The sequence below is a fragment of the Pseudomonas edaphica genome, from assembly GCF_005863185.1.
Taxonomy (GTDB): domain Bacteria; phylum Pseudomonadota; class Gammaproteobacteria; order Pseudomonadales; family Pseudomonadaceae; genus Aquipseudomonas; species Aquipseudomonas edaphica.
Genome location: NZ_VBVZ01000052.1, coordinates 1 through 18262, shown reverse-complemented (window position 1 = coordinate 18262; position 18262 = coordinate 1). Strand labels below are relative to the sequence as shown.

General features: G+C 56.4%; 22 protein-coding genes. 8 read left to right on the top strand and 14 right to left on the bottom strand.

From position 1 onward, the window contains the following. Window positions 1-418 precede the first annotated feature (418 nt). From FEM54_RS05710 to FEM54_RS05700, 3 genes are read right to left on the bottom strand one after another with little or no spacing between them, the layout of a single operon-like run. A complete protein-coding gene (locus FEM54_RS05710; protein ID WP_099548727.1) occupies window positions 419-1279 on the bottom strand; it encodes an SMP-30/gluconolactonase/LRE family protein in 861 nt (286 codons plus the stop codon). 39 nt (window positions 1280-1318) lie between these two features. Next, the gene (locus tag FEM54_RS05705; RefSeq protein ID WP_099548728.1) at window positions 1319-1792 is read right to left on the bottom strand and encodes a DMT family transporter; all 474 of its coding nucleotides are present in this window, start codon (window positions 1790-1792) and stop codon (window positions 1319-1321) included. Window positions 1793-1803: 11 nt separating this feature from the next. Next, entirely contained in the window at window positions 1804-3201 is a 1398-nt protein-coding gene (locus FEM54_RS05700) for an amidohydrolase family protein (RefSeq protein ID WP_099548729.1), read from the bottom strand. Window positions 3202-3346: 145 nt separating this feature from the next. Here FEM54_RS05700 and FEM54_RS05695 point away from each other — a divergent pair, with 145 nt between their 5' ends. Continuing rightward, a complete protein-coding gene (locus FEM54_RS05695; protein WP_099548730.1) occupies window positions 3347-4258 on the top strand; it encodes a LysR family transcriptional regulator in 912 nt (303 codons plus the stop codon). Here the strand turns inward: FEM54_RS05695 and FEM54_RS05690 are convergent. Continuing rightward, window positions 4171-5418, bottom strand: coding sequence for an MFS transporter (locus tag FEM54_RS05690; RefSeq protein WP_138449917.1), 1248 nt, complete (start codon window positions 5416-5418; stop codon window positions 4171-4173). The two genes, FEM54_RS05695 and FEM54_RS05690, sit on opposite strands and share 88 nt — an antisense overlap. A gap of 58 nt (window positions 5419-5476) precedes the next feature. On the opposite strand from FEM54_RS05690, the gene FEM54_RS05685 reads away from it, so the two are divergent. The 3 genes from FEM54_RS05685 (at window position 5477) to FEM54_RS05670 (ending at window position 8275) form a co-directional block, all read left to right on the top strand. Continuing rightward, window positions 5477-6190 (top strand): AraC family transcriptional regulator, encoded by a 714-nt coding sequence (locus FEM54_RS05685; RefSeq protein WP_338109324.1) that lies wholly within the window; start codon window positions 5477-5479, stop codon window positions 6188-6190. 227 nt (window positions 6191-6417) lie between these two features. Further along, window positions 6418-7632: an aldose 1-epimerase family protein gene (locus tag FEM54_RS05680; protein WP_138449913.1), complete on the top strand. Its 1215-nt coding sequence runs from the start codon at window positions 6418-6420 to the stop codon at window positions 7630-7632. A gap of 232 nt (window positions 7633-7864) precedes the next feature. Then, window positions 7865-8275, top strand: coding sequence for an ester cyclase (locus FEM54_RS05670; protein WP_017139675.1), 411 nt, complete (start codon window positions 7865-7867; stop codon window positions 8273-8275). Here FEM54_RS05670 and FEM54_RS05665 read toward each other — a convergent pair. From FEM54_RS05665 to FEM54_RS05650, 4 genes are all read right to left on the bottom strand, one after another. Further along, complete coding sequence (locus FEM54_RS05665; RefSeq protein ID WP_236447375.1) at window positions 8267-8644, bottom strand: MarR family winged helix-turn-helix transcriptional regulator; 378 nt, start codon at window positions 8642-8644, stop codon at window positions 8267-8269. The two genes, FEM54_RS05670 and FEM54_RS05665, sit on opposite strands and share 9 nt — an antisense overlap. A gap of 325 nt (window positions 8645-8969) precedes the next feature. Further along, complete coding sequence (locus tag FEM54_RS05660; RefSeq protein ID WP_138449910.1) at window positions 8970-9935, bottom strand: tetratricopeptide repeat protein; 966 nt, start codon at window positions 9933-9935, stop codon at window positions 8970-8972. Between the two features lie 86 nt (window positions 9936-10021). Further along, window positions 10022-10816, bottom strand: coding sequence for an aminoglycoside phosphotransferase family protein (locus FEM54_RS05655; protein WP_138449909.1), 795 nt, complete (start codon window positions 10814-10816; stop codon window positions 10022-10024). Between the two features lie 138 nt (window positions 10817-10954). Further along, on the bottom strand, window positions 10955-11842 hold the full coding sequence (locus FEM54_RS05650) for a LysR substrate-binding domain-containing protein (RefSeq protein ID WP_138449907.1): 888 nt from the start codon (window positions 11840-11842) through the stop codon (window positions 10955-10957). Window positions 11843-11951: 109 nt separating this feature from the next. On the opposite strand from FEM54_RS05650, the gene FEM54_RS05645 reads away from it, so the two are divergent. Both FEM54_RS05645 and FEM54_RS05640 read left to right on the top strand, forming a co-directional pair. Continuing rightward, entirely contained in the window at window positions 11952-12287 is a 336-nt protein-coding gene (locus tag FEM54_RS05645) for a carboxymuconolactone decarboxylase family protein (protein ID WP_138449905.1), read from the top strand. 6 nt (window positions 12288-12293) lie between these two features. Beyond that, window positions 12294-12668, top strand: a complete 375-nt coding sequence (locus FEM54_RS05640; RefSeq protein WP_058421966.1) for a tautomerase family protein — start codon at window positions 12294-12296, stop codon at window positions 12666-12668. A gap of 13 nt (window positions 12669-12681) precedes the next feature. Here FEM54_RS05640 and FEM54_RS05635 read toward each other — a convergent pair whose 3' ends face one another. Genes FEM54_RS05635 through FEM54_RS05610 form a run of 6 tightly spaced genes read right to left on the bottom strand, consistent with a single transcriptional unit; the run spans window position 12682 to window position 16584 of the window. Continuing rightward, the gene (locus FEM54_RS05635; protein ID WP_138449904.1) at window positions 12682-13314 is read right to left on the bottom strand and encodes a hypothetical protein; all 633 of its coding nucleotides are present in this window, start codon (window positions 13312-13314) and stop codon (window positions 12682-12684) included. Next, entirely contained in the window at window positions 13311-14111 is an 801-nt protein-coding gene (sseB, locus tag FEM54_RS05630; RefSeq protein WP_138449902.1) for an enhanced serine sensitivity protein SseB, read from the bottom strand. The genes FEM54_RS05635 and sseB overlap by 4 nt, the downstream gene beginning before the upstream one ends. 58 nt (window positions 14112-14169) lie before the next feature. Next, on the bottom strand, window positions 14170-14526 hold the full coding sequence (locus tag FEM54_RS34280) for a hypothetical protein (protein ID WP_138449900.1): 357 nt from the start codon (window positions 14524-14526) through the stop codon (window positions 14170-14172). Beyond that, the gene (locus tag FEM54_RS05620; RefSeq protein ID WP_138449899.1) at window positions 14513-15055 is read right to left on the bottom strand and encodes a histidine phosphatase family protein; all 543 of its coding nucleotides are present in this window, start codon (window positions 15053-15055) and stop codon (window positions 14513-14515) included. Before FEM54_RS05620 ends, FEM54_RS34280 begins: the two co-directional genes overlap by 14 nt. Window positions 15056-15072: 17 nt before the next feature. Further along, window positions 15073-16161 carry an SDR family oxidoreductase gene (locus tag FEM54_RS05615; RefSeq protein ID WP_138449897.1) on the bottom strand — a complete coding sequence of 363 codons (1089 nt, stop codon included), beginning with the start codon at window positions 16159-16161 and terminating at the stop codon, window positions 15073-15075. Window positions 16162-16164: 3 nt separating this feature from the next. Next, window positions 16165-16584 (bottom strand): ester cyclase, encoded by a 420-nt coding sequence (locus FEM54_RS05610; RefSeq protein WP_138449895.1) that lies wholly within the window; start codon window positions 16582-16584, stop codon window positions 16165-16167. 117 nt (window positions 16585-16701) lie between these two features. Here FEM54_RS05610 and FEM54_RS05605 point away from each other — a divergent pair, with 117 nt between their 5' ends. Next, a complete protein-coding gene (locus tag FEM54_RS05605) occupies window positions 16702-17625 on the top strand; it encodes a LysR family transcriptional regulator (RefSeq protein ID WP_138449893.1) in 924 nt (307 codons plus the stop codon). 146 nt (window positions 17626-17771) lie between these two features. Further along, window positions 17772-18125, top strand: coding sequence for a CPCC family cysteine-rich protein (locus tag FEM54_RS05600; protein WP_074594262.1), 354 nt, complete (start codon window positions 17772-17774; stop codon window positions 18123-18125). Window positions 18126-18262: the final 137 nt, after the last annotated feature.

Sequence of the window (18262 nt, the reverse complement as noted above, 5' to 3'; positions counted from 1 at the left end):
GCTGTGAATCGGCTGCGTCGAGTTTGACGGTACAGGTAATAGTTTTTAGGGCTGCGAAACCCTGTCGCTGGCCAAGGCTGGCGACGGGGCGAACTATAAGGTGTGGGTAGCCAGGGTGCAACTGAGAGGATGTATCAACCTCAGTCATTAACTTTTCCATCCCTAGGTCAGGAAGATCTGGCTAGTTTCACAGGCCAGCGCAGTCAAGTGCGTTCGGCCTGCACAGTCGTTTGCAGCGGGAGCCTCAGTAGGTCTGCGTGCATAGCTGGCAGAAATCTCCTGATTGGCTACTAGCGTTACCTGGTGCAAATAGCTTAGATCCATCGAAGGTGAACGGCGGCAAACGGCCAGAACCGGTCATTCATACGCGTCTACCAAGTTGGCATTCAGAACGGCGCGACAGGCTAGAACCTACTATTCAGTGCAGTCGTCCTGTAAATCGCTCTTCAGGGGATCCGGCAGCTAAAACGGCTTCGGCTTTTATCAGCGTGCTATCGAAATCTGCCGGCTTATCCAGCCCTATCCGTGCGCTGGTGCAGTAAAGCGTTTTATAACCAGGTCCCGCTAACACCGGGCAAGTTGTCTGAATACACGGGGAGTCGATCACGCTGTCAACTTTGCCGTCAGTCGCGTAACGCACGACTCTGCTACCGCCCCATTCCGCATTCCAGAGAAAGCCCTGCGCATCAATACAAGAACCGTCTGGAGCACCCTGACCGTTGACTGTAGTGAATACACGCTGGTTTTCTAGCGACGGGTAATCGCAGCAGAAAATGCATTCTTGCAGGGAGTCCGCGTAGTACATGGTGGAACCGTCCGGGCTAAAACAGATGCTGTTCGGGATCGCCACTTCGGGAAGGTCCAGCGTTTCAGTCTTGAGCGTCGCGGCATTGAACCGGTGAAATCGCCCTATAGTTTGCACCGGCTCACCGGCATCCATAGTGCTAAACACAAAGTTGCCCATACGGTCGCAGCGGCCATCATTGATCCGGGTTCCTGCCACGCCAGGGGTGGCTGTGATTTTGCTGAAACGACCAGTGCTCAGGTTGTAGTAGCCCAGGCAGGATGCCAGTCCCATCAGCAATATGTCTTCGTCTGCCGTGAGGGCAAATGACCCTAGCGGCTCTGGCAGGGACCAACGCTGCACTTCGCCGTTTTCGGGGTCCAGAGCACGCAACTCGCAACCGGAGATGTCGGTCCAGAACAGGCGTTCGGTTCTTTCACACCAGATAGGGCACTCGCCAAGAAGACTTGTGGTGCCGGTTAGGGTTTTAAACATGGTTGCGTCCTACGAAACAGGATGGGGCAAACAAGGCAGTCAGTTGGAGAAAAGCGCTGACCACCTATCACCGAACAAGGCGATTGCCAGGCCTGCGAGCATCACCATCGCCCCGGCCAACTTGACGAGAGACACCGGCCTTTCCGATGCCCCCATCAATCCGAAATGATCGATAACCAGTGAAGAGATAATCTGACCTGCGATAGCGAGGCCCAGCAGGGCTGACAGACCGATTTTTGGCGCAAGCACCACATAACTAAGCAAGGCACCGGCACCCAGCAGACCGCCCAACAGGCTCCACCAGGGCTGGGCAGGTATAGCCGCCAGTGAGGCCACTATCCCGCCGCGCATCAATGAAAAGAAGCCCAGGCATACCGCACCTGCAGTAAATGAGAACAGCGCCGCCGCTACGGAATCTCCACCCACACCTTTAGCGAGTTGACCATTCAGCGTGGTCTGCAGGGTAATGCCAAGCCCCGCGGCGATGGCCAGCAGGTAGTAAGCTGCGTTCATCTCGCGCCCCCTTACTTGGCTGACTCAAGCGGCATGAATGTCTCGGCAAAAATATCGGGCTGGTAGCCTGCGGCAGCAAACAGATGCTCACGGGACTCGTCGATTGCTGCACGCAGCCTTGCGCTGTCCACGCCCAGCACCTTGCCGCCGCGTTTGACGATGCACCCGCCAATCATGACTGTGTCGACATTGCTGCGTTCGGCCGCGTGTACCACGGTGCCGAATGCGTTGCCTGACGGGTAAAGGTTGATGTCCTGCGTGTTTATAAGGATCAAGTCGGCCTGTTTGCCGGGGGCCAGGCTGCCGACTTTCTCCTGCAATCCGGCGCAGGCAGCGCCGTCGAGAGTGGCGGCTTTGAGCAGGCCATGAGCAGGCAGGGTCACCGGATGATGTTCTGCGCCGCAGCAGCGCTGCTGATGCATGCCCATGACGCGCTGCAGGTAGAAAGCCACCCTCATCTCCATGAACATGTCACCGCTGTAGGAGGTTTCGTTATCGACACTCAGCCCCGGGCTGATGCCGTGGCGCTGGGCCGACTGCATGGCGAACATTCCATCTTCAATGCCGTAGTGGGCATCTGAACGCGGGCATACGTTGACCCGCACGCCAGCCTCGCTAAGGATTTTCCAGCCGGCGTCCGGCAGCGAGGTGCAGTGGTTGAAGATGTTATCGGGACGCAGCAGGCCCTCGCGATGCAAACCCTCCAACTCAGCTGCCATGTCCCCGCCAAAAAATTCGGTGATGATCGGCAGCCCCAGACGCCTGGCCTCAGCCCACAGCTCAGGTTCAAGCTGTGCCATCACCGCCAGCGAGAGCAGCGGGTTGTCACCGTTATTGACGTATTTTTCCTGGAGACGCTCCAGGTTGCCGGGCCAGTGGGCTTTGTCCCACTCACCGGAAACTGGCGCACCGGAGGCGTGTACAGATCGGATACCAGCATCAAGCAGCGCCTCTACCGCAGCATCGGAGTGCGCGCCGGTACGGCTGTTGTGCGAGTTATCGACCACGGTCGTGATGCCCGCATCGATGCAGCCCAATGCAGTCAGCAGGTTGCCGATATACATGTCAGCCGGGCGATAGTATTTGGCGAACGAGAAGTGCGTGGCGTTGCAGTAGTCTTCCAGGGTTTCGGCATTCGGATTGATTCGACGCAGTTGGCCCTCCCATGAGTGACGATGCGTATCGACCATGCCAGGCATGGCAATCATACCGGATGCCTCGATAACAACGGCGTCGCCAGCCTCGATGTTTTCACCTATGGCCGTGATGGTGCTGCCTTCGATAAGGATATCGCCGCGCGCCAGATTGCCAATATCGCCATCCATGCTCAGCACAGTGGCGCCGCGAATAAGGGTGCGGGCGGCCGGAGCGGCCGGGGCCTGCACAATGCTGCGGTTATATTTAGCCATTTTCTGTACACCTCTTCAAATTTCGTTGGAAGCAATGTACGCAATGCGGTACCGCGGGAAAAAGATGGTTAAACTGTTTTTATTATTCAATATTTACGAATAATAACGACTTCCCCCGATCACTGCTTTGAGGTTGCTAACAGTCATGGACCGTATTCAAGCGATGCAGGTTTTCGTACGTGTGGCTGAAGCAGGAAGCTTTATCCAGGCGGCGCAGACGCTCTCACTGCCGGCCTCGACAGTTACCAGCAGCGTTAAAAGTCTTGAGAAGTACTTGCAGGTACGCCTGCTGAACAGAACAACGCGGCGTGTCAGCCTGACCTCTGAGGGCGCACAATATTTGGCGCAATGCCGGGAAATATTGGAGCTGATCGAACACACAGAGACCAGCCTGACGGATTCCGTAAAACGGCCACAGGGGCGTTTGCGTGTCGATATGCCGGGTGGCATTGCACACTTCATCGTCATGCCAAACCTGCAAGACTTCTACAGGCGCTACCCAGATATCTACCTGATGATAGGCGTCAACGATCGGCAGGTTGATCTGGTTCAAGAGGGTGTCGATTGCGTTATTCGTACAGGCGAGCTCGATGACTCAACGCTCGTTGCGCGCCCACTCGGTCGGTTTCGCTGGGTAACCTGTGCGTCTGCCGCCTATCTCGAAGAGAACGGCACTCCGCAAAATCCGCAAGATTTGTCTCACCACCGGGCCATCCATTACTTCTCGGGCCGCGCAAGGCAAGCAGGTGAAATGCGTTTTGCCCGTGGTACCGAAAAAATCTCAGTCCCGGTGAACGGCACAGCGGCCGTCAACGAGACTGGGCTTTACATCAAAATGTGCCTTGAAGGCTTCGGGCTGGTGCAGCTCGCTGAGAATGTGGTCAGCGAGCATCTGCGAGAAGGGCGACTGGTCGAAGTGCTTGCTGACTGGCAGCCCGCATCGGTTCCTGTGCACCTGCTATACCCGCATCAGCGCTTTTTATCGCCAACTGTGAGCGCATTCGCTGACTGGATTGCTGGGCTTGTTCGCGACGATGATTCAGCAGATTCAAGTTGAACGTTGCGCCCGGCCAGCATGCCGGTGAATGCGCCGGCTACGGAGATTGCGGCTGTGATCAGCAGCGGTGCTGTCCAGCCACCGGTCCAGTCGTGCAGTTGGCCCAGCAGCAAGGGGCCTGCGGCTGCCATCAGGTAGCCGACGCACTGCGCCATTCCTGAAAGTGCCGCCGTGTCACCGGCATTTTTTGTGCGCAAGCCGATGAAGGTCAGGCCGAGCATCATGCTGGCACCAGAGCCGAAGCCCAGGACCGCGGCCCACAACATGGCGTAGTCTGGCGCGTAAATGAGCCCGATCAGGGATGAGGCGGTTAACAGGCTGACGGTAGCGGCTGCCAGTTTCTGGTCTTTGAGACGACGAAGCGTGGCCGCCAGAATCAAGCCGGGAATGGCCGTGGTCAGTTGAAGCGTGCCGTGTACCGTGCCTGCTTGCTCCGGGGATATGCCATGGTCCATCAGAATGGTCGGCAGCCAGCCGACGGCGACATAAAAAGGCATCGCGTTCAGCCCCATGAACAGCGTGACCTGCCATGCCAGCGGCGAACGCCAGACGGTCACGGTTGGCGCTTGTTTCGGACCGGACAGATTTACGTGTTCGTGTTTTTTCAACTGCGGAAGCCACACCACCATCGCCAACAGAGGGGCTGCGACCAACAAACTCAGGGCAATCGGCCATTCCCATGATTGGGTCAGCGGAATTATCACAGCTGAACCGACAGCGCCTGCTGCGCCCATTGTGATGGAGTAAGCGCCGGTCATGGACGCCATTTTTGTTGAAAAGTCGCGTTTGATCAGGCCGGGCAGCAGCACGTTGCCCAGGGCGATCCCGGTGCCTATCAATACCGCACCGGCGTACAACGCCCAGGCACTGCCTGCGGAGCGGAGCAGGATGCCCGCTGAAATGACCAACAGTGCACCGAAAAGCGTGCGCTCGATGCCGAACCTGCGGGCGACCGATGCGCTGAGCGGGGAGAAGGCTGCAAAGGCAAGTAATGGCAGTGAAGTAAGCAGGCCTAGAGCTGAGGCGCTCAAGCCAAAATCATTCTGGATCAGCGGCAAAACGGGCGCGATGCTGGTAAAGGGAACGCGCAGGTTCACGGCGATAAGCAGAATGCCTGCGACGAGCGCGATGGCATGCCACTTGTTTTTTGTATCTGACATATTCTTTATCTGTCCTCTTAAAAGAAGACAAATGTAGAGAACTTCAGAATCGTCTAATATAGATATCAAGACACCTGGTTCGGGTGCCCGTCCGCATGATCATCGCAAAGGCCAGCTGATCCTGTCTTTGCATGGCGCAGTGAGCTGTGAGGTGCAAAATGCACTCTGGCTTGTCCCTCCCCAGCACGCCGTATGGATCCCGGGCGGCACGCCGCACAGTTGCCGAGTGACCGAAAACGCCCGGACCTGCTTTCTGTTCGTTGAGCCCGGTGCGGCAGCCATGCCTGAAGAATGCTGCACGGTTGCCATTACGCCCCTTGTTCGGGAGATGATCCTGCATCTCGCTGAACAGGAACCTGCTTACGATTCCGAGGGCAAGACAGCGCGGCTGGTTGCAGTGCTGCTTGAGCAGCTTTCCGATGCTCCGCTGAAAGAGCTGCATTTGCCGATATCAGACCACCCCAAGATCAAACAAATCGCGGATATGCTCTTCTCCGATCCAGGCGACCGAACCACGTTGCGCGAGTGGGCCACTCGGCTTGCAACCAGTGAGCGAACGCTGGCCAGGCTTGTAGAAAGCACGACCGGGCTGAGCTTCGGACGCTGGCGTCAACAATTGCATTTGATGATCGCACTGAGTCATTTGGCGGAGGGGGTATCCGTGCAACGTGTGGCGGGCATCCTGGGATATGACTCTGTTAATGCATTCATCACTATGTTCAAGAAAGCACTGGGTAAACCGCCTACTCAGTATTTTTCCTCTCTGCGCTAGTGCTCTGCTGGCTGATACAAAGCGCCGAGGCTGTAGAACGATCTGTCTGCTATTGGCCGATTGCTGACTGTAAAGAAGGTCTGCAAGCGGCTATCAGCGACATTACCGCTTTTTGCCTTACGCCCACTGCACGCAGCCAACCTCGTCGGCGTTAACCCTATTTTTAGCTTGCTGAAACGTTTCATCAAGTTTATAAAAATGGCACAACTCCAAGAAAGGCTGCCGCCATGACCCCGCTCAAACTCTTCGTTGCCCTCAGCGCACTGTCCGCTGCCTCCCACGCCATGGCCTGGGATTACGTTCTGCTCGACACCGACAAAGCCGCCCAGAGCTGGCAGATCACCAGCCAGCAACTCGGAATAAAAACCGACAAGCCCTTCAGCGTTACCCTGCGCACCTTGCACGGCGGTCGCCAGGAGGGCGTCAGCATCGTCGACATCGATAACGGCACGATGAAACTCTCGGTAGTGCCGACTCGCGGCATGAACGTCTTGCAGGCCTCGGTCGGCAGTGTGCGCATGGGCTGGGATTCTCCGGTCAAGGAAGTGGTCAATCCGTCCTTCATTGAACTCAATGGCCGCGGTGGTCTGGGCTGGTTGGAAGGCTTTAATGAACTGGTCGCCCGCTGCGGCTACGAATGGGTCGGCCACCCCGGCGTCGACAACGGCGAACTGCTGACCCTGCACGGTCGCGCCGCCAACATTCCTGCGAACAAAGTCACCCTGCATATCGATGAAAAACCACCGTACGCCATCACCCTGCGCGGCGAATTGAAAGAGCAGGCGTTCAAGAAGGTCGACTTCTCGGTCGCGACCGAACTGGTCACCGAACCCGGCAGCGTCGTGTTCGCGCTCAACGATACCCTGACCAACAACGGCGACTATCCGAAGGAATACCAGGCGCTGTATCACAGCAACTTCAGCACCCCGTTCCTGGAGCAGGGCGCTCGTTTCGTCGCGCCGGTGAAACAGGTGTCGCCGTTCAACGACAAGGCCAAGGGCGATCTGCCCGACTGGCAAACCTACCGCGCACCGACCAAGGACTACGACGAAACGGTGTACAACGTGGTGCCGTATGCCGATGCCAAGGGCGATACGTTGACCGTGTTGCATAACAAGGCCGGCAGCCTGGGCGTTTCGGTCGGCTTCAATACCCAGACACTGCCGGTGTTTTCCCTGTGGAAAAACACCGATACCCAAGGCCAGGGCTATGTCACGGGGCTGGAGCCGGGGACAAGTTTTTCCTACAACCGCCGTTACCAGCGGCCACTGAACCTGGTTCCGACAATTGGGCCCAAGGAACACAAGCAGTTCCGCATCAGCTACAGCTTGTTAGCGGATAAGGCAGCGGTGGATAAGGCCTTGAAGCAGGTGAGCGAGATTCAGGATGGGCGGCAGACTGAAGTGCGGCAGACGCCGTTGGTTGATCTGACCAAGGAGTGACACCGGCTGGAACATTGTGGGCCGATATTGCGGCCCTTCGGCCAAGTGTTCGCGTCTGATTCCGTTGGCTTGTTCAAGGTCCGCCCGCGAGCGCGTGACCTTGGGCCTGCGACTGGCAGCAATAGATCAATGCCCTGCGGATGTCACCGGACAGCGCTCACTGATGCTCTGGATATGTACAGTCTAACTGTATATATTCGGGATTCTACGCATTCAAGCATCAGGTGGCGTTATGTCAGCAGTGAACAAAGCTATCGTCCGTCGTTTCAATCAGAAGGTTATTGAGAACTGCGACCGCCACGAATTTGAAGTGCTCGTGGCGCAAGATTTCATAAACCATTCAGCGGCGGCGGGGCAAGACGGCGGTCGGGAAGGTCTATGGCATACCTTTCACAATGTTCTGCATCCGGGCTTGTCCGACCTCCAGGTCGAGGTGCTGGATCAGGTTGCTGAAGACGACAAGGTGACGACCCGAAAGCGCATTACCGGCCGCCACTCCGGGGTGATTGCCGGTATACAGGCAACGGGACGTGCAGTGTCCATTGATATCATCGACATCGTTCGCATCCGCAACGGCCAATATGTCGAGCACTGGGGCGTCAATTCGTTGCCGAGTGTGTTGGCGGCTTTGCGCTCAGGTTGATTGATCGTTTGGGGCGGCGGCAATCAATTGCTCCAGGATTCTGACCGCAGCTTCGAGTGTTTGCAGCTGTGACGCGGTGGTTTTTTCCTTAAGCTGGCGTGCCAGCCAGTCACTGCGCTGAAGACGACTGTGTTCAAGCGCAGCTCGACCAGCGTGCGTCAGCTCAAAAAGCTGCTTTCGTGCATCGCTCGGATCAGGACCTCGTGTAACCCGCTGCTGCTGCTCCAACTGGGCGATAACCAGCCGCATGCTTTGATGCTTGACGTGACGATGTGCAGCAAGCGCGCTTATGCTCGCGGGGCCATGACGGTCAAGCAAACCTAGCGTTTCAGATTGTGCCGAGGACGGTGTGTCCGACCCACTGCGCACTTCCCGGACAAGATTGCCGACTACTCTTCGCAGATCTTCGGCTAACTGTTCAACGGTCTCTTCAAAAGAAGCAGAGTGATGATTGGGAGATTCTGAAGGGGAGGACAATGGGCTTTCTCAGATGTGGTTGAGCAGACGAGCATACATGAGTTCAGAATGACCGCTTCTGATCAGGAGCTGTCCATCGTCAACGACTGCTTTTGGGCCGGTTTCAGCCAGTCACAATGGGCCGTAACCGACCGAGGCGTAAGCACCGATTGTTGGGGGCTGCCGACATTACCGAGTGAATTGACGTTGCCGAAGACCTCCCGCAGTCGCTCCTGCACTAGCCTTCCAGCGTTCGCAGTTTTTCCTCGAAGTAGCGAATTTGCGCAGCATCATCGGGGTCGACCTGCCTGAGTAGCTGAAGCGCTTTTGTATACGCATCGCGCGCCTTGGCGGTGTCGCCTTGAGCCTCATAAACTCTTGCAAGGTTGAAGTAGCGCAAAATCACCTTGGGGTGGTTCTCTCCGAACGTTGCGCGGTCACTGTTCAGGGCCTTAGTCAAAAAGGCTTCAGCTTTGTCGTACTGGCCCAGGCCGCGATAGGCGTCGCCGAGGTTGTTCCAGCGGATGGCGACCGTGGGATGGTTGGGGCCACGCAGGGCCATGTCGATATCCAGTGCTTGTTGAAAAAGCGGCAACGCGGCCTTGTGGTTGCCCTGGACGTTATAGGCGTTTCCCAGATTGTTCAGGGCGGTGGCTACCGAAGCGTCGTGTTCTCCCAGCCGCTTTCTTAACGCGATATTTTTGCGCAGGTTTTCGAAACCCTCTTCATACCTGCCCAGTTTGCTCTGCGCGGTACCGATGTTGTTGTAGCTGTCGGCAATCTGCAGGTCATCTGCGGCGAGTACCGCGAGGCGCATTTTCAAGGCTTTTTCATAGTAGCCAAGAGCAATTTCGAGATTGCGTTGTCGTTCGTGGAAATAGCCGAGGTTGTTCCAGTAGGTCGCCTGTTGCGCGATGGATGCCTGCCCGTTTTGTTTGGCCGCCTCTATTGCCTGGGTGACCAGGTGGATCGCGGTGCGGTCATCGCCCAGCACGTAGACTGCCAGCGCCTTGATATTCAATACCTCGGAGTTGTCGGGGTCGGTTTCAAGCACGCGGTCCGCTTCCTCAATGGTCGCCTGGTATTGTTCCGCCTCGAAAAGGCTTACTACTTTGTCGCTCGCCACTACGGAGGCAGCTTCAGCACAAAACATGATGAAGAGCAGTGGTAACGGTAATAGAGCCTTGAGCCCACGAATGTGCATGGAAGTCCTTTTGTTTGAAACGCAGAACGGGCACAACCAACCCAACACTGACAAAAAATGATGCTGGCCTTGCCCGGCCGTAAAAGTCACAAGTCCAGGGCCAACGCTGCAAGCTTTGCCACGCCAATGGGGGTATCCAGCTCCATGTTGTCCTCGAGCATCCAGGCTGCTGACAATCCGGCCCAGGCAAGCACCCATTGCAATAACCGGTGTCGATCAATGTTGGAGGCTTGTGTCACGATACCGATCCGGCGCGCGAAACAACTTGGCGCCAAAGCGCTTTTGCTATCGGGATTGCAGAAAATATTCGCGTAATCGAAGCCGCGCTCACCGTAGAGTCCCTTAGGGTCGATAGCGAGCCACCCCTTAGGTCCGAAGTCCAACACATTGCCGTGGTGGATATCACCATGCAATACGCAGACGTCACGCGGGGCATCCAGAAGTTCGCGAGCCGTTTTGGCGCATTGTTCAAAGACCCCTCGGTGCGTTGCCGCCGCGCTCCATAAGGCTTCGAACCGTAGCTCCAGTGGGACTAAAGCAGGAGCCGGTTTTGCAAGGGGTGTGTGAAGGCGGCCAGCCACAGCACAGAGTATGCGAGTAGCCTCGTCGTCCTCGCCGCAGTTCACCATCTGCGTAAGTGAGACCGGGCTGGTCGCGCGCTCCATCAGTAAGGCCTCACCATCATGTGCCAGCACGGGCGCCGCCCCTTCACCGTCCCACCAAGCCATGAGTAGATTGCCTGCTTGCTCCTCCGGCTCTTGCGAGATTTTGAGCATGGCTGGCATGCCATGGTGACGAACAGGCAGTAGGTTGCCATTCAGTGAGCCGAAAGCGTCACCGTCGATCGTCAACGCCCATCGTTTCAAGTATTGGTCAAACATCAGCGCTTAATTCTCGCTCTTACTGGAACAATCATTATGAGTGACGGGGGCGTAAGTCTAAATGTCTGCTCTTGGCCGATTCTGCTCAATTACGCTCCCCATCCACATCACTCGAACTGAGCCCTTACGTACTTTCGATTATTGCGTCACCGTGAACCGAAACGCCTGTTCTTGCAGCCCCGCCTTGATCAAAGCAGCCAATTGTCGGGCCGCCGCAGTGGGCTCGCCGCCACCGCTGTGCAGCACATAACCAAGGCTTGGCACGACGGGTAAGCCGGAAACAACACTGAGATGGCTCGGCAGCCCAATGCGGGTACGCAGCGTCACGCCCAATCCGGCGGCGACGGCCGCCCAGATTCCGGCGACGCTGGGGCTGGTGAGGGCGATGCGCCAGGGTATTTGCGCGGCGTCCAGCGCCTGGGTGGCGGCGCTGCGGAGTACGCAAGGCGCGTCGAACATTATCAAGGGCAGTGGTAAGTCGTCAGCGGCGGTCGGCAATGGCGTATCGCGCGGCCCGATCCAGTGCATCTGTGTTTCGCCCAGGCGCGTGGCATAGGGCGACATAGGCCCGGTGTCCCAGGTCAGGGCCAGGTCCAGGGCTGCACTTTCGACCAGCGTCAGCAGCTCGGCATTACGGGCGATCCTGACTTCGAGGCTCACCCTCGGGTAAGTCTGTACAAAGCGTCGCAGGATATCGCTCAGGAAATGTTCGCCAAAGTCCTCTTGAAGCCCCAGGCGCAGGGTTCCGGCGGTCTGGCTTTGATGCACGCTGTGGAAAATGCTGTCGTTCAACTCCAGTAACCGGCGGGCATGGCTCAGCAGTGATTCGCCTGTGGGGGTCAAGACCAGCCCGCGCCCGGACTTAGCCAGTACCGGCGTGCCTATCTGCTCCTCAAGTTTCTTTAACTGAGCACTCACGGCAGACGTCGACCGACCGAGACGATCCGCAGCTTTGGCAAAGCTGTTGAACTCCACACCCGTGACGAAGGTGCGCAATACATCAAGATCGAAGGTGGGGCGGCGCATTCAATAGTCCACTAATTCCGGATGGTAGGCGCTATTAAATCTGATATTCGGAAGGGTTGCGACTTGATAATTTCATCCTTCAGATCGGGACATCGGAGGGAAAAACATCATGAATACAGCTACGTCCACTGGGGGAGAACCCCAGGGCAACTATCCGCAGAAGTTTGCCGAGTTGACCGACAACGTATTGTTCGGCGACATATGGACGCCTACGCAACTCAAGCCCCGTGAACGCAGTTTGGTGACGGTGGCTGCGCTGGTGGCGATGTACCGTCTTGAGCAACTGCCGTTTCATTTGCAACGTGCGCTGGATAACGGCGTGTGTGCCGATGAATTGGCCGAAGTCATCACCCATCTGGCGTTTTATTCAGGTTGGCCGACGGCTGCTTCGGCGCTGAATGTGCTGAGCGAACTACAGCTTTGCCTTTCAGCACGCCAGGAGTAAGCGCTGATGCCATTTGCACGGATTTCACTGCACCGAGGTAAGTCGGCCGAGTATTTACAGGCGTTGTCGCAGGGGTTGCACGACGCTTTGGTCGAGAGCTTCGAAGTGCCGAAGACAGATCGCTTCCAGGTCATTCACCAACATGAGGTCGGCGAGCTGATATTCGATCCCCACTATCTGGGTGGGCCGCGTAGCCATGACTTTGTGCTGATCGCGATTACTGCCGGCCGTGCTCGAAGTGTTACGACGAAACAGCATTTTTACCGTGATCTGGTCGAGAAACTGGGGCGGGCGACGGGGCTGAACGCGGAGGACGTGATGGTGGTGATCACCACCACGGCCGGTGATGAGTGGTCGTTTGGGGGAGGGCGGGGCAACTAGACTTTGAGGTTGTTCAACGTGAATTGGGGGTTGACCCTGAGGAATACAGCCTCTCGCGCACAGCCTTCAACACCGCCTCGATGTGCCAGGTCTCGACGCCGATGTCGACTGCTTCGCCGGCATCAAACACCAGCTCGATTTGAGTGGCTATGCCTTGCTCGAAAAGCAGTCGCTGCGCGTCTTCAAGAAGCCTGCGTTTACCTGTGAGCCAATGTCGTTGTTTGCCCGTCAGCAACGCAAGGGTTTGCGGGTAGGTGCACTGCAGTTTTCGGCGCAAATTGACCAGCGCTATTTTGTCGCTTCGGTCACATGCCGGGGTCAGTACATACGTGTTGCCCGACGCAGTCTCCAGGTCGTATTTGTCTTGCAGATATTCATCGACACTCCAGCTGACGACCGTCTCATGGGCGCCCGTCATGACGTTGATCAAGTGCGCGTTAACACCTACGTAGCAGAACTGCGTCATGCCGTGGACGACGTAATCTTCACTGTTACTGCGAATAACCCAGTAATCACCGTTGGCGGAAAGCTCACATGACTGAATGACAAAACGCTCAGGTTTGCCATCTCTCATGACGCCGTCAAACAGGCCAAGCACGATTTCACAGGCCTGCTCTGCGGTTATCAAGGCGTTGATCTCTGTCACGCTTTTCCCAAGCCAAGCAATGAACGCAGCCAGCCTGCCGACTTCCGTTCATAAAAGGGTGTGGTTTGCTTGAGGAAGTAATCGCTAAGGCCCGATTCCCCTTCGTAAACGCGATAGAGGTCAACGGGGTCGCCATCCGGAGCGCTGTCCCCGGCAACGTTACCGGCTTCGCGCATGGCCTGTTCAATATCTCCATCCGCTTCAATACCGATGATCAGATGAGGCTTTTGATCGGACGATGCGTCATGCATCAACGCCAGAAATGCACGTGTTACGTTGCGGTGTTTGGCGAGTAATTGCGTGAGCGAGTTGACCATCTTCGACGGATAGTGCGACGGCTGCCCGAGCAGCACGTTGGTGTCTTTTTCCACTGTGCGCTGCACCGGCTGTTGGCCGATCCCGTCAGAGAGTAAATGGCGCACTTCCTCTGGGAAAAACTCTTTGCCGTAAGGCGATTTTGGATTGAGGAAAAGAGCGGTACCTAGTGTGATTTCAAACAGCGATCTGGCCGGGATCTCTATGTAGGACTCTTTGCTATCTATGGATCTTTGGAGGGTTTGCAACGAAGAAAAAAAGGGGATGACAGCGCTGCCGTCAGGTTTTTGCCAATGCGCGATGCTGATGTTGCTACCAGACTCGATGTTGACTTGACCTTCGCCAGTGCCGGCAGTGCCGATGACGTAGACAGTGGAGTTCAACAGAGTCTTGAAAAAGTCTGGACGATGGGCCGGTTCATCCGCCGCCAGCCTGAGTGATTTTTCGAGGTCGTTTTCTTGCTGGGTATCCATGATGTCCATCGGTAGTTCCATCAAAACAGACAAAAAGTGAGCGGCAAAGAGCGTGCAGTTTTTCACGTCACTGTGAAAACAGGAAGAACAGGAGACTAACAAGTTTGAAGCATACGTAGGGAAACCCCGGACGGTTTCTCAAGGAGAACTCCTCCGTATCAGCGCTGGATGAAAAAAAACGCAGTTTGCCTCGAACGGCTGCTTCGGGCCGTTTTCTGCCTGTCGCCACCAGCAGCAATAGATATCTGTCCAGCGAGACAAATCGCGAAACTAAACTCCAAGCTCCCACCTTTGTACGGGGCTGAGCGGGTAGAAAAACGTGGTTTTCGCGTCCCAAAGAATGGATCTCTATAAATGAACGACCAACCTGAACTTTCTCTTCGTTTAATCCCCGCGCCAGTTGGCACCTTTTAAACACCGCCATATCGGTACACCGTCGCACTCCAATACTGGCTGCCGTTACGTTTTTGGCGAATCCATCCATCTGCCACCAGTTGTTTGGCGATCATTCGATTCATAAAGCCATGACCGAGCAGTAGAACCGGTCCTTCGCTGGCAAGGGACTGAAGTCGTCGAGCTGCCGTGCTGGCGCGCATCCTCGCAGTTCCGGCGGATTCGACGCTGCGTGAGTAACCGCACAACCATAAGACTCGAAGGATAAATGCCCAGGTAAACGGCGATAGCCGTGGCAGTTTCCAGTGACCATAAGGCAGTTGCGCTTCACAGAAAAGCGCGTCGACAAGGGCGGGCTTCAGGCCAAGAGCCTGGACAGAGGTCAGCGCACGAGGCGCGCTGCTTGAGACAATCACCTTGGCGGTTGCGGCGAGCTGCATGCTGGCATCCGGGACGGGTTGGTGGGTAACTTCGGACCGGTTGTATTGCTCGATCCAGTCTTCCATATCGAGCGCTGACATTTTGTCGGTTGCGACCAGTTTTGGCTGGCCGTGACGCATCAGGATTATTTCCCTACTCACTGTATGTTTACGTCCTTGTTCAGGTGGGCGGTCATTGTGGAAGGAGTGCGGTTCCGGGAACTTAAGCTTTGACTCTCAAACCAATCGTGATCGCGGTACCACGCCACCGTGTCGGTGATTGTCAGCTCTAGTGGCCGGAAACTCAGGCCAAGCTCTTGTTCACTCTTGCTGTGGTTGAAACAGGTGCGGTCCTTCTCTCGTACCAACAGGCGCAACGTGGCCATGCTCAGCAGAATGGGCTTGCCGGTAAGACGCGCATAAATCTCCTGCACAGCCGCCAAGGTGAATAGAAAGGGGAGCGGTAGTTGTCGAACGGGGGTCTTGACGCCCGCTATACGTCCAAGAATAGGCACCAGCTCACGCATTGTCATATGCCGGCCCGCCGCGAGATAGCGCTCACCTCGCCGCCCATGTTTGGCAGCGGCAATCTGCGCTAATGCCACATCGCGGGCATCAACAACGGAGAAGCTACCGGGGATCAGTCCGGGTAATTTGCCGTGCACGACATCGTTAACCAACTGTCCCGAGGAGGTCGGGCCAATGTCGGCAGGGCCCCACATCCAGCCAGGCAGGACCATGCAGGCATGCATCTCGGGATGGAGCTCCAGGAACGACAAGACGACACGGTCGGCGAGGATCTTGCTTCGGTAGTAGTCATCCGCATCGGCGTCGGCCCGCAGACATGTCTCATTGATGGACATTCCAGGTGCGCCGTCGAGCACGGCAATGGACGACGTATGGATGAACCGTCGTATACCGGCGCGGTAGGCCTGGTTTAGCAGGTACCGCGTACCAGACACATTAATCTTTTCGAGTTCCTTCCAGTGGCTGCCGCCCTTGTAGTTGTCGCGAAAGAACGCCGCGGTGTGAAACATCGTATCGCAGCCTTGCAGCGACGCTGAGAATGCGTCGACATCGGCCATGTCCCCAACGACCAGTTCCACACCCGGCAAATTGTTGAACTGCTGTTCACCTTTGGCTCTTGAGCGGACCAGGGCTTTGACCGCGTAGCCACGAGCGACCAATTCACGCACCAGGTTGTTGCCCAACAAGCCGGTTGCGCCAGTAACGAATGCGCTGTTCATGGCTCAACCCTCAGCTGGATAGGCTAACGGCATCAGCACCGCACTGTCGAAGAAGGCCTCTTCACGGATGGCCAGCCCGTCTCTGAAGGTGAAGTGTGCGGCGTAGTACGCGGTAATATGGCGTCCATGAGGCGGAATCACCCGGCCTGGCAGCACCAAGGGGGCGGCGAATGTGCCGGTCAGGAAGGCAGTCAGCGCCAAACGATCGTTACCGACGGCGAATGGGCTGAAAATCACTTGGGCATCGGGGAGCGCTTCGAGCAATGCGATCTCTCGTTTGCGCATGGCTTCGCGACCGGTTTGTATCCCCATGCTATCGAGGTAGATGAAGTCTTCGCAGACCAGCGCAAGCATCGCCTCCACATCACGGCGATTGAAGGCACTGGCGGCGCGTTCCGCATAGTTGTTGGGGCCAATAGTCATACAGTCCATTCCATTCGTTTTCGAGGGCTTGTAGATATACCTTTGAGGGGGCTCCCGAAAAACGGCGACTACTGCATAATGGATTTGCACATATGCAGATCAGGGAGGATATGAAGCATGGCGTTGCAAGCAAATTGGGACGATCTTCGTCTGTTGTTGGCAGTCTCGCGGCGTGGCAGCTTTCTTCAAGCTGGCCAAATGCTGGGTATTGCGGCGTCTACTGTGTCCCGCCGGTTGACCCAACTTGAGAGCGCCCTGGGCGAGTTACTCGTCGAGCGGGGCGTTGAAGGATGCTGGTTGACCTCGCGCGGCCAATCCCTCGTGGAAGTTGCCCTAGCGGCGGAGGCGGGCTTGAGGCGTCAAACCGTTGCTGGCATGTCCGGGCTACACACAGAGCTATTTGGCAGTGTCCTGGTCAGTGCAGGAGAGGGATTTTCGTCTTGCGTGCTGGAGGCTGCGAGTCGCTTCACCTCTCTTCACCCGCGTTGCTCGGTGGAGTTGATGGCAACAGCCGACTTTCACAAGATCGTCCGCGGCGTGGCAGACATTGCTGTACGCACAGCTCATCTAGGCGAACCGTCGCTGATTTATCGACCAATAGGCAGGCTCGCTTACGGTGTCTTCGCCGATGCAGGTTATCTGAAACGGTATCCAGGGGTGACTCCGGCCACTGCGGTCAATATTGCCTTGCTTCCTCCGCTGGACATGTTGCCGCAAATGCGTGCGGCAAAGGCCGCGGGTCTGGAACGCGCGCAGATCAGCGTGAACTCGTTCGCGGTTCAGCTCGAATCGGTGAGGCGAGGAATGGGTGTGGCAGTACTGCCCCGTATTCTGGCAAAGGACTTGATCGAGTTGTTCCCGGATTTCCAACTTCCAGATATGGAAGTCTATCTGGTGACCCGACCTCAGGCATTGAAACAGGCTCACATCAAATGTTTTTTTGCCATCCTGGAGCAGGTGCTGCTCGAAGCCCTTTCCATAGCAAATGCGGAAGGCTACCTCTTGGGGGGGCGACCCGAAATGGGTGCATGGGGGCGCTAGCCAAAATAATTGAGATTGGTTCAGTCAAGACATTAGCTAACGAAGTTACCAATGAAACCATGACCGGCAGAGATCGACCCATTGCAGCCGTTCAGCATGTTGCTAAAATCGACCAAGAGTAGACTGCCACCCATAAGTGAAAATTGATGTTTACCTGCCCATGCTGCGGATATGCAGTCTTCGAGGAACACCCAGGGTCATACGATATTTGCCCAATTTGTTTCTGGGAGGATGACGTGTTCCAACTCTATTACCCTCACCAGGTGGATGGACCGAATAGATGTAGCTTGATCGAGGCGCAGGTCAATTTCGTCCAATTCGGTGCCTGCGAGCGAACCATGCTGAAGAATGTGCGAATGGTTAGCGATAGCGATGTGCGGGATGGTGAGTGGTTCCCACTCTGGACTCGCCGAGTCGCCATTCCAGATCCCGACTCCGATAACCAGCATCCTCAACACATGAAGTCGAAGTACGACCTCTACTATTGGCTGCGGACCTAGCAGCGCAAAATGGCCGAAAACGGCCAGTTCCGTCGTTTAGAGGAAAGACACCACCCCTGCCACCTGAAAGCAGGCACGCCGTGATAGCCGCCTGCTCATGCAAAGATACAGCTACCCCGGATTACCCGCCCGAAGAT

Bases quoted from the DNA above. Each gene is read 5' to 3' on its own strand.
- FEM54_RS05710 (WP_099548727.1), bottom strand. From the start codon at position 1,279: ATGTTTAAAACCCTAACCGGCACCACAAGTCTTCTTGGCGAGTGCCCT.
- FEM54_RS05705 (WP_099548728.1), bottom strand. From the start codon at position 1,792: ATGAACGCAGCTTACTACCTGCTGGCCATCGCCGCGGGGCTTGGCATT.
- FEM54_RS05700 (WP_099548729.1), bottom strand. From the start codon at position 3,201: ATGGCTAAATATAACCGCAGCATTGTGCAGGCCCCGGCCGCTCCGGCC.
- FEM54_RS05695 (WP_099548730.1), top strand. From the start codon at position 3,347: ATGGACCGTATTCAAGCGATGCAGGTTTTCGTACGTGTGGCTGAAGCA.
- FEM54_RS05690 (WP_138449917.1), bottom strand. From the start codon at position 5,418: ATGTCAGATACAAAAAACAAGTGGCATGCCATCGCGCTCGTCGCAGGC.
- FEM54_RS05680 (WP_138449913.1), top strand. From the start codon at position 6,418: ATGACCCCGCTCAAACTCTTCGTTGCCCTCAGCGCACTGTCCGCTGCC.
- FEM54_RS05670 (WP_017139675.1), top strand. From the start codon at position 7,865: ATGTCAGCAGTGAACAAAGCTATCGTCCGTCGTTTCAATCAGAAGGTT.
- FEM54_RS05660 (WP_138449910.1), bottom strand. From the start codon at position 9,935: ATGCACATTCGTGGGCTCAAGGCTCTATTACCGTTACCACTGCTCTTC.
- FEM54_RS05655 (WP_138449909.1), bottom strand. From the start codon at position 10,816: ATGTTTGACCAATACTTGAAACGATGGGCGTTGACGATCGACGGTGAC.
- FEM54_RS05650 (WP_138449907.1), bottom strand. From the start codon at position 11,842: ATGCGCCGCCCCACCTTCGATCTTGATGTATTGCGCACCTTCGTCACG.
- FEM54_RS05645 (WP_138449905.1), top strand. From the start codon at position 11,952: ATGAATACAGCTACGTCCACTGGGGGAGAACCCCAGGGCAACTATCCG.
- FEM54_RS05640 (WP_058421966.1), top strand. From the start codon at position 12,294: ATGCCATTTGCACGGATTTCACTGCACCGAGGTAAGTCGGCCGAGTAT.
- sseB (WP_138449902.1), bottom strand. From the start codon at position 14,111: ATGGACATCATGGATACCCAGCAAGAAAACGACCTCGAAAAATCACTC.
- FEM54_RS34280 (WP_138449900.1), bottom strand. From the start codon at position 14,526: ATGGCGGTGTTTAAAAGGTGCCAACTGGCGCGGGGATTAAACGAAGAG.
- FEM54_RS05620 (WP_138449899.1), bottom strand. From the start codon at position 15,055: ATGCGTCACGGCCAGCCAAAACTGGTCGCAACCGACAAAATGTCAGCG.
- FEM54_RS05615 (WP_138449897.1), bottom strand. From the start codon at position 16,161: ATGAACAGCGCATTCGTTACTGGCGCAACCGGCTTGTTGGGCAACAAC.
- FEM54_RS05610 (WP_138449895.1), bottom strand. From the start codon at position 16,584: ATGACTATTGGCCCCAACAACTATGCGGAACGCGCCGCCAGTGCCTTC.
- FEM54_RS05605 (WP_138449893.1), top strand. From the start codon at position 16,702: ATGGCGTTGCAAGCAAATTGGGACGATCTTCGTCTGTTGTTGGCAGTC.
- FEM54_RS05600 (WP_074594262.1), top strand. From the start codon at position 17,772: ATGTTTACCTGCCCATGCTGCGGATATGCAGTCTTCGAGGAACACCCA.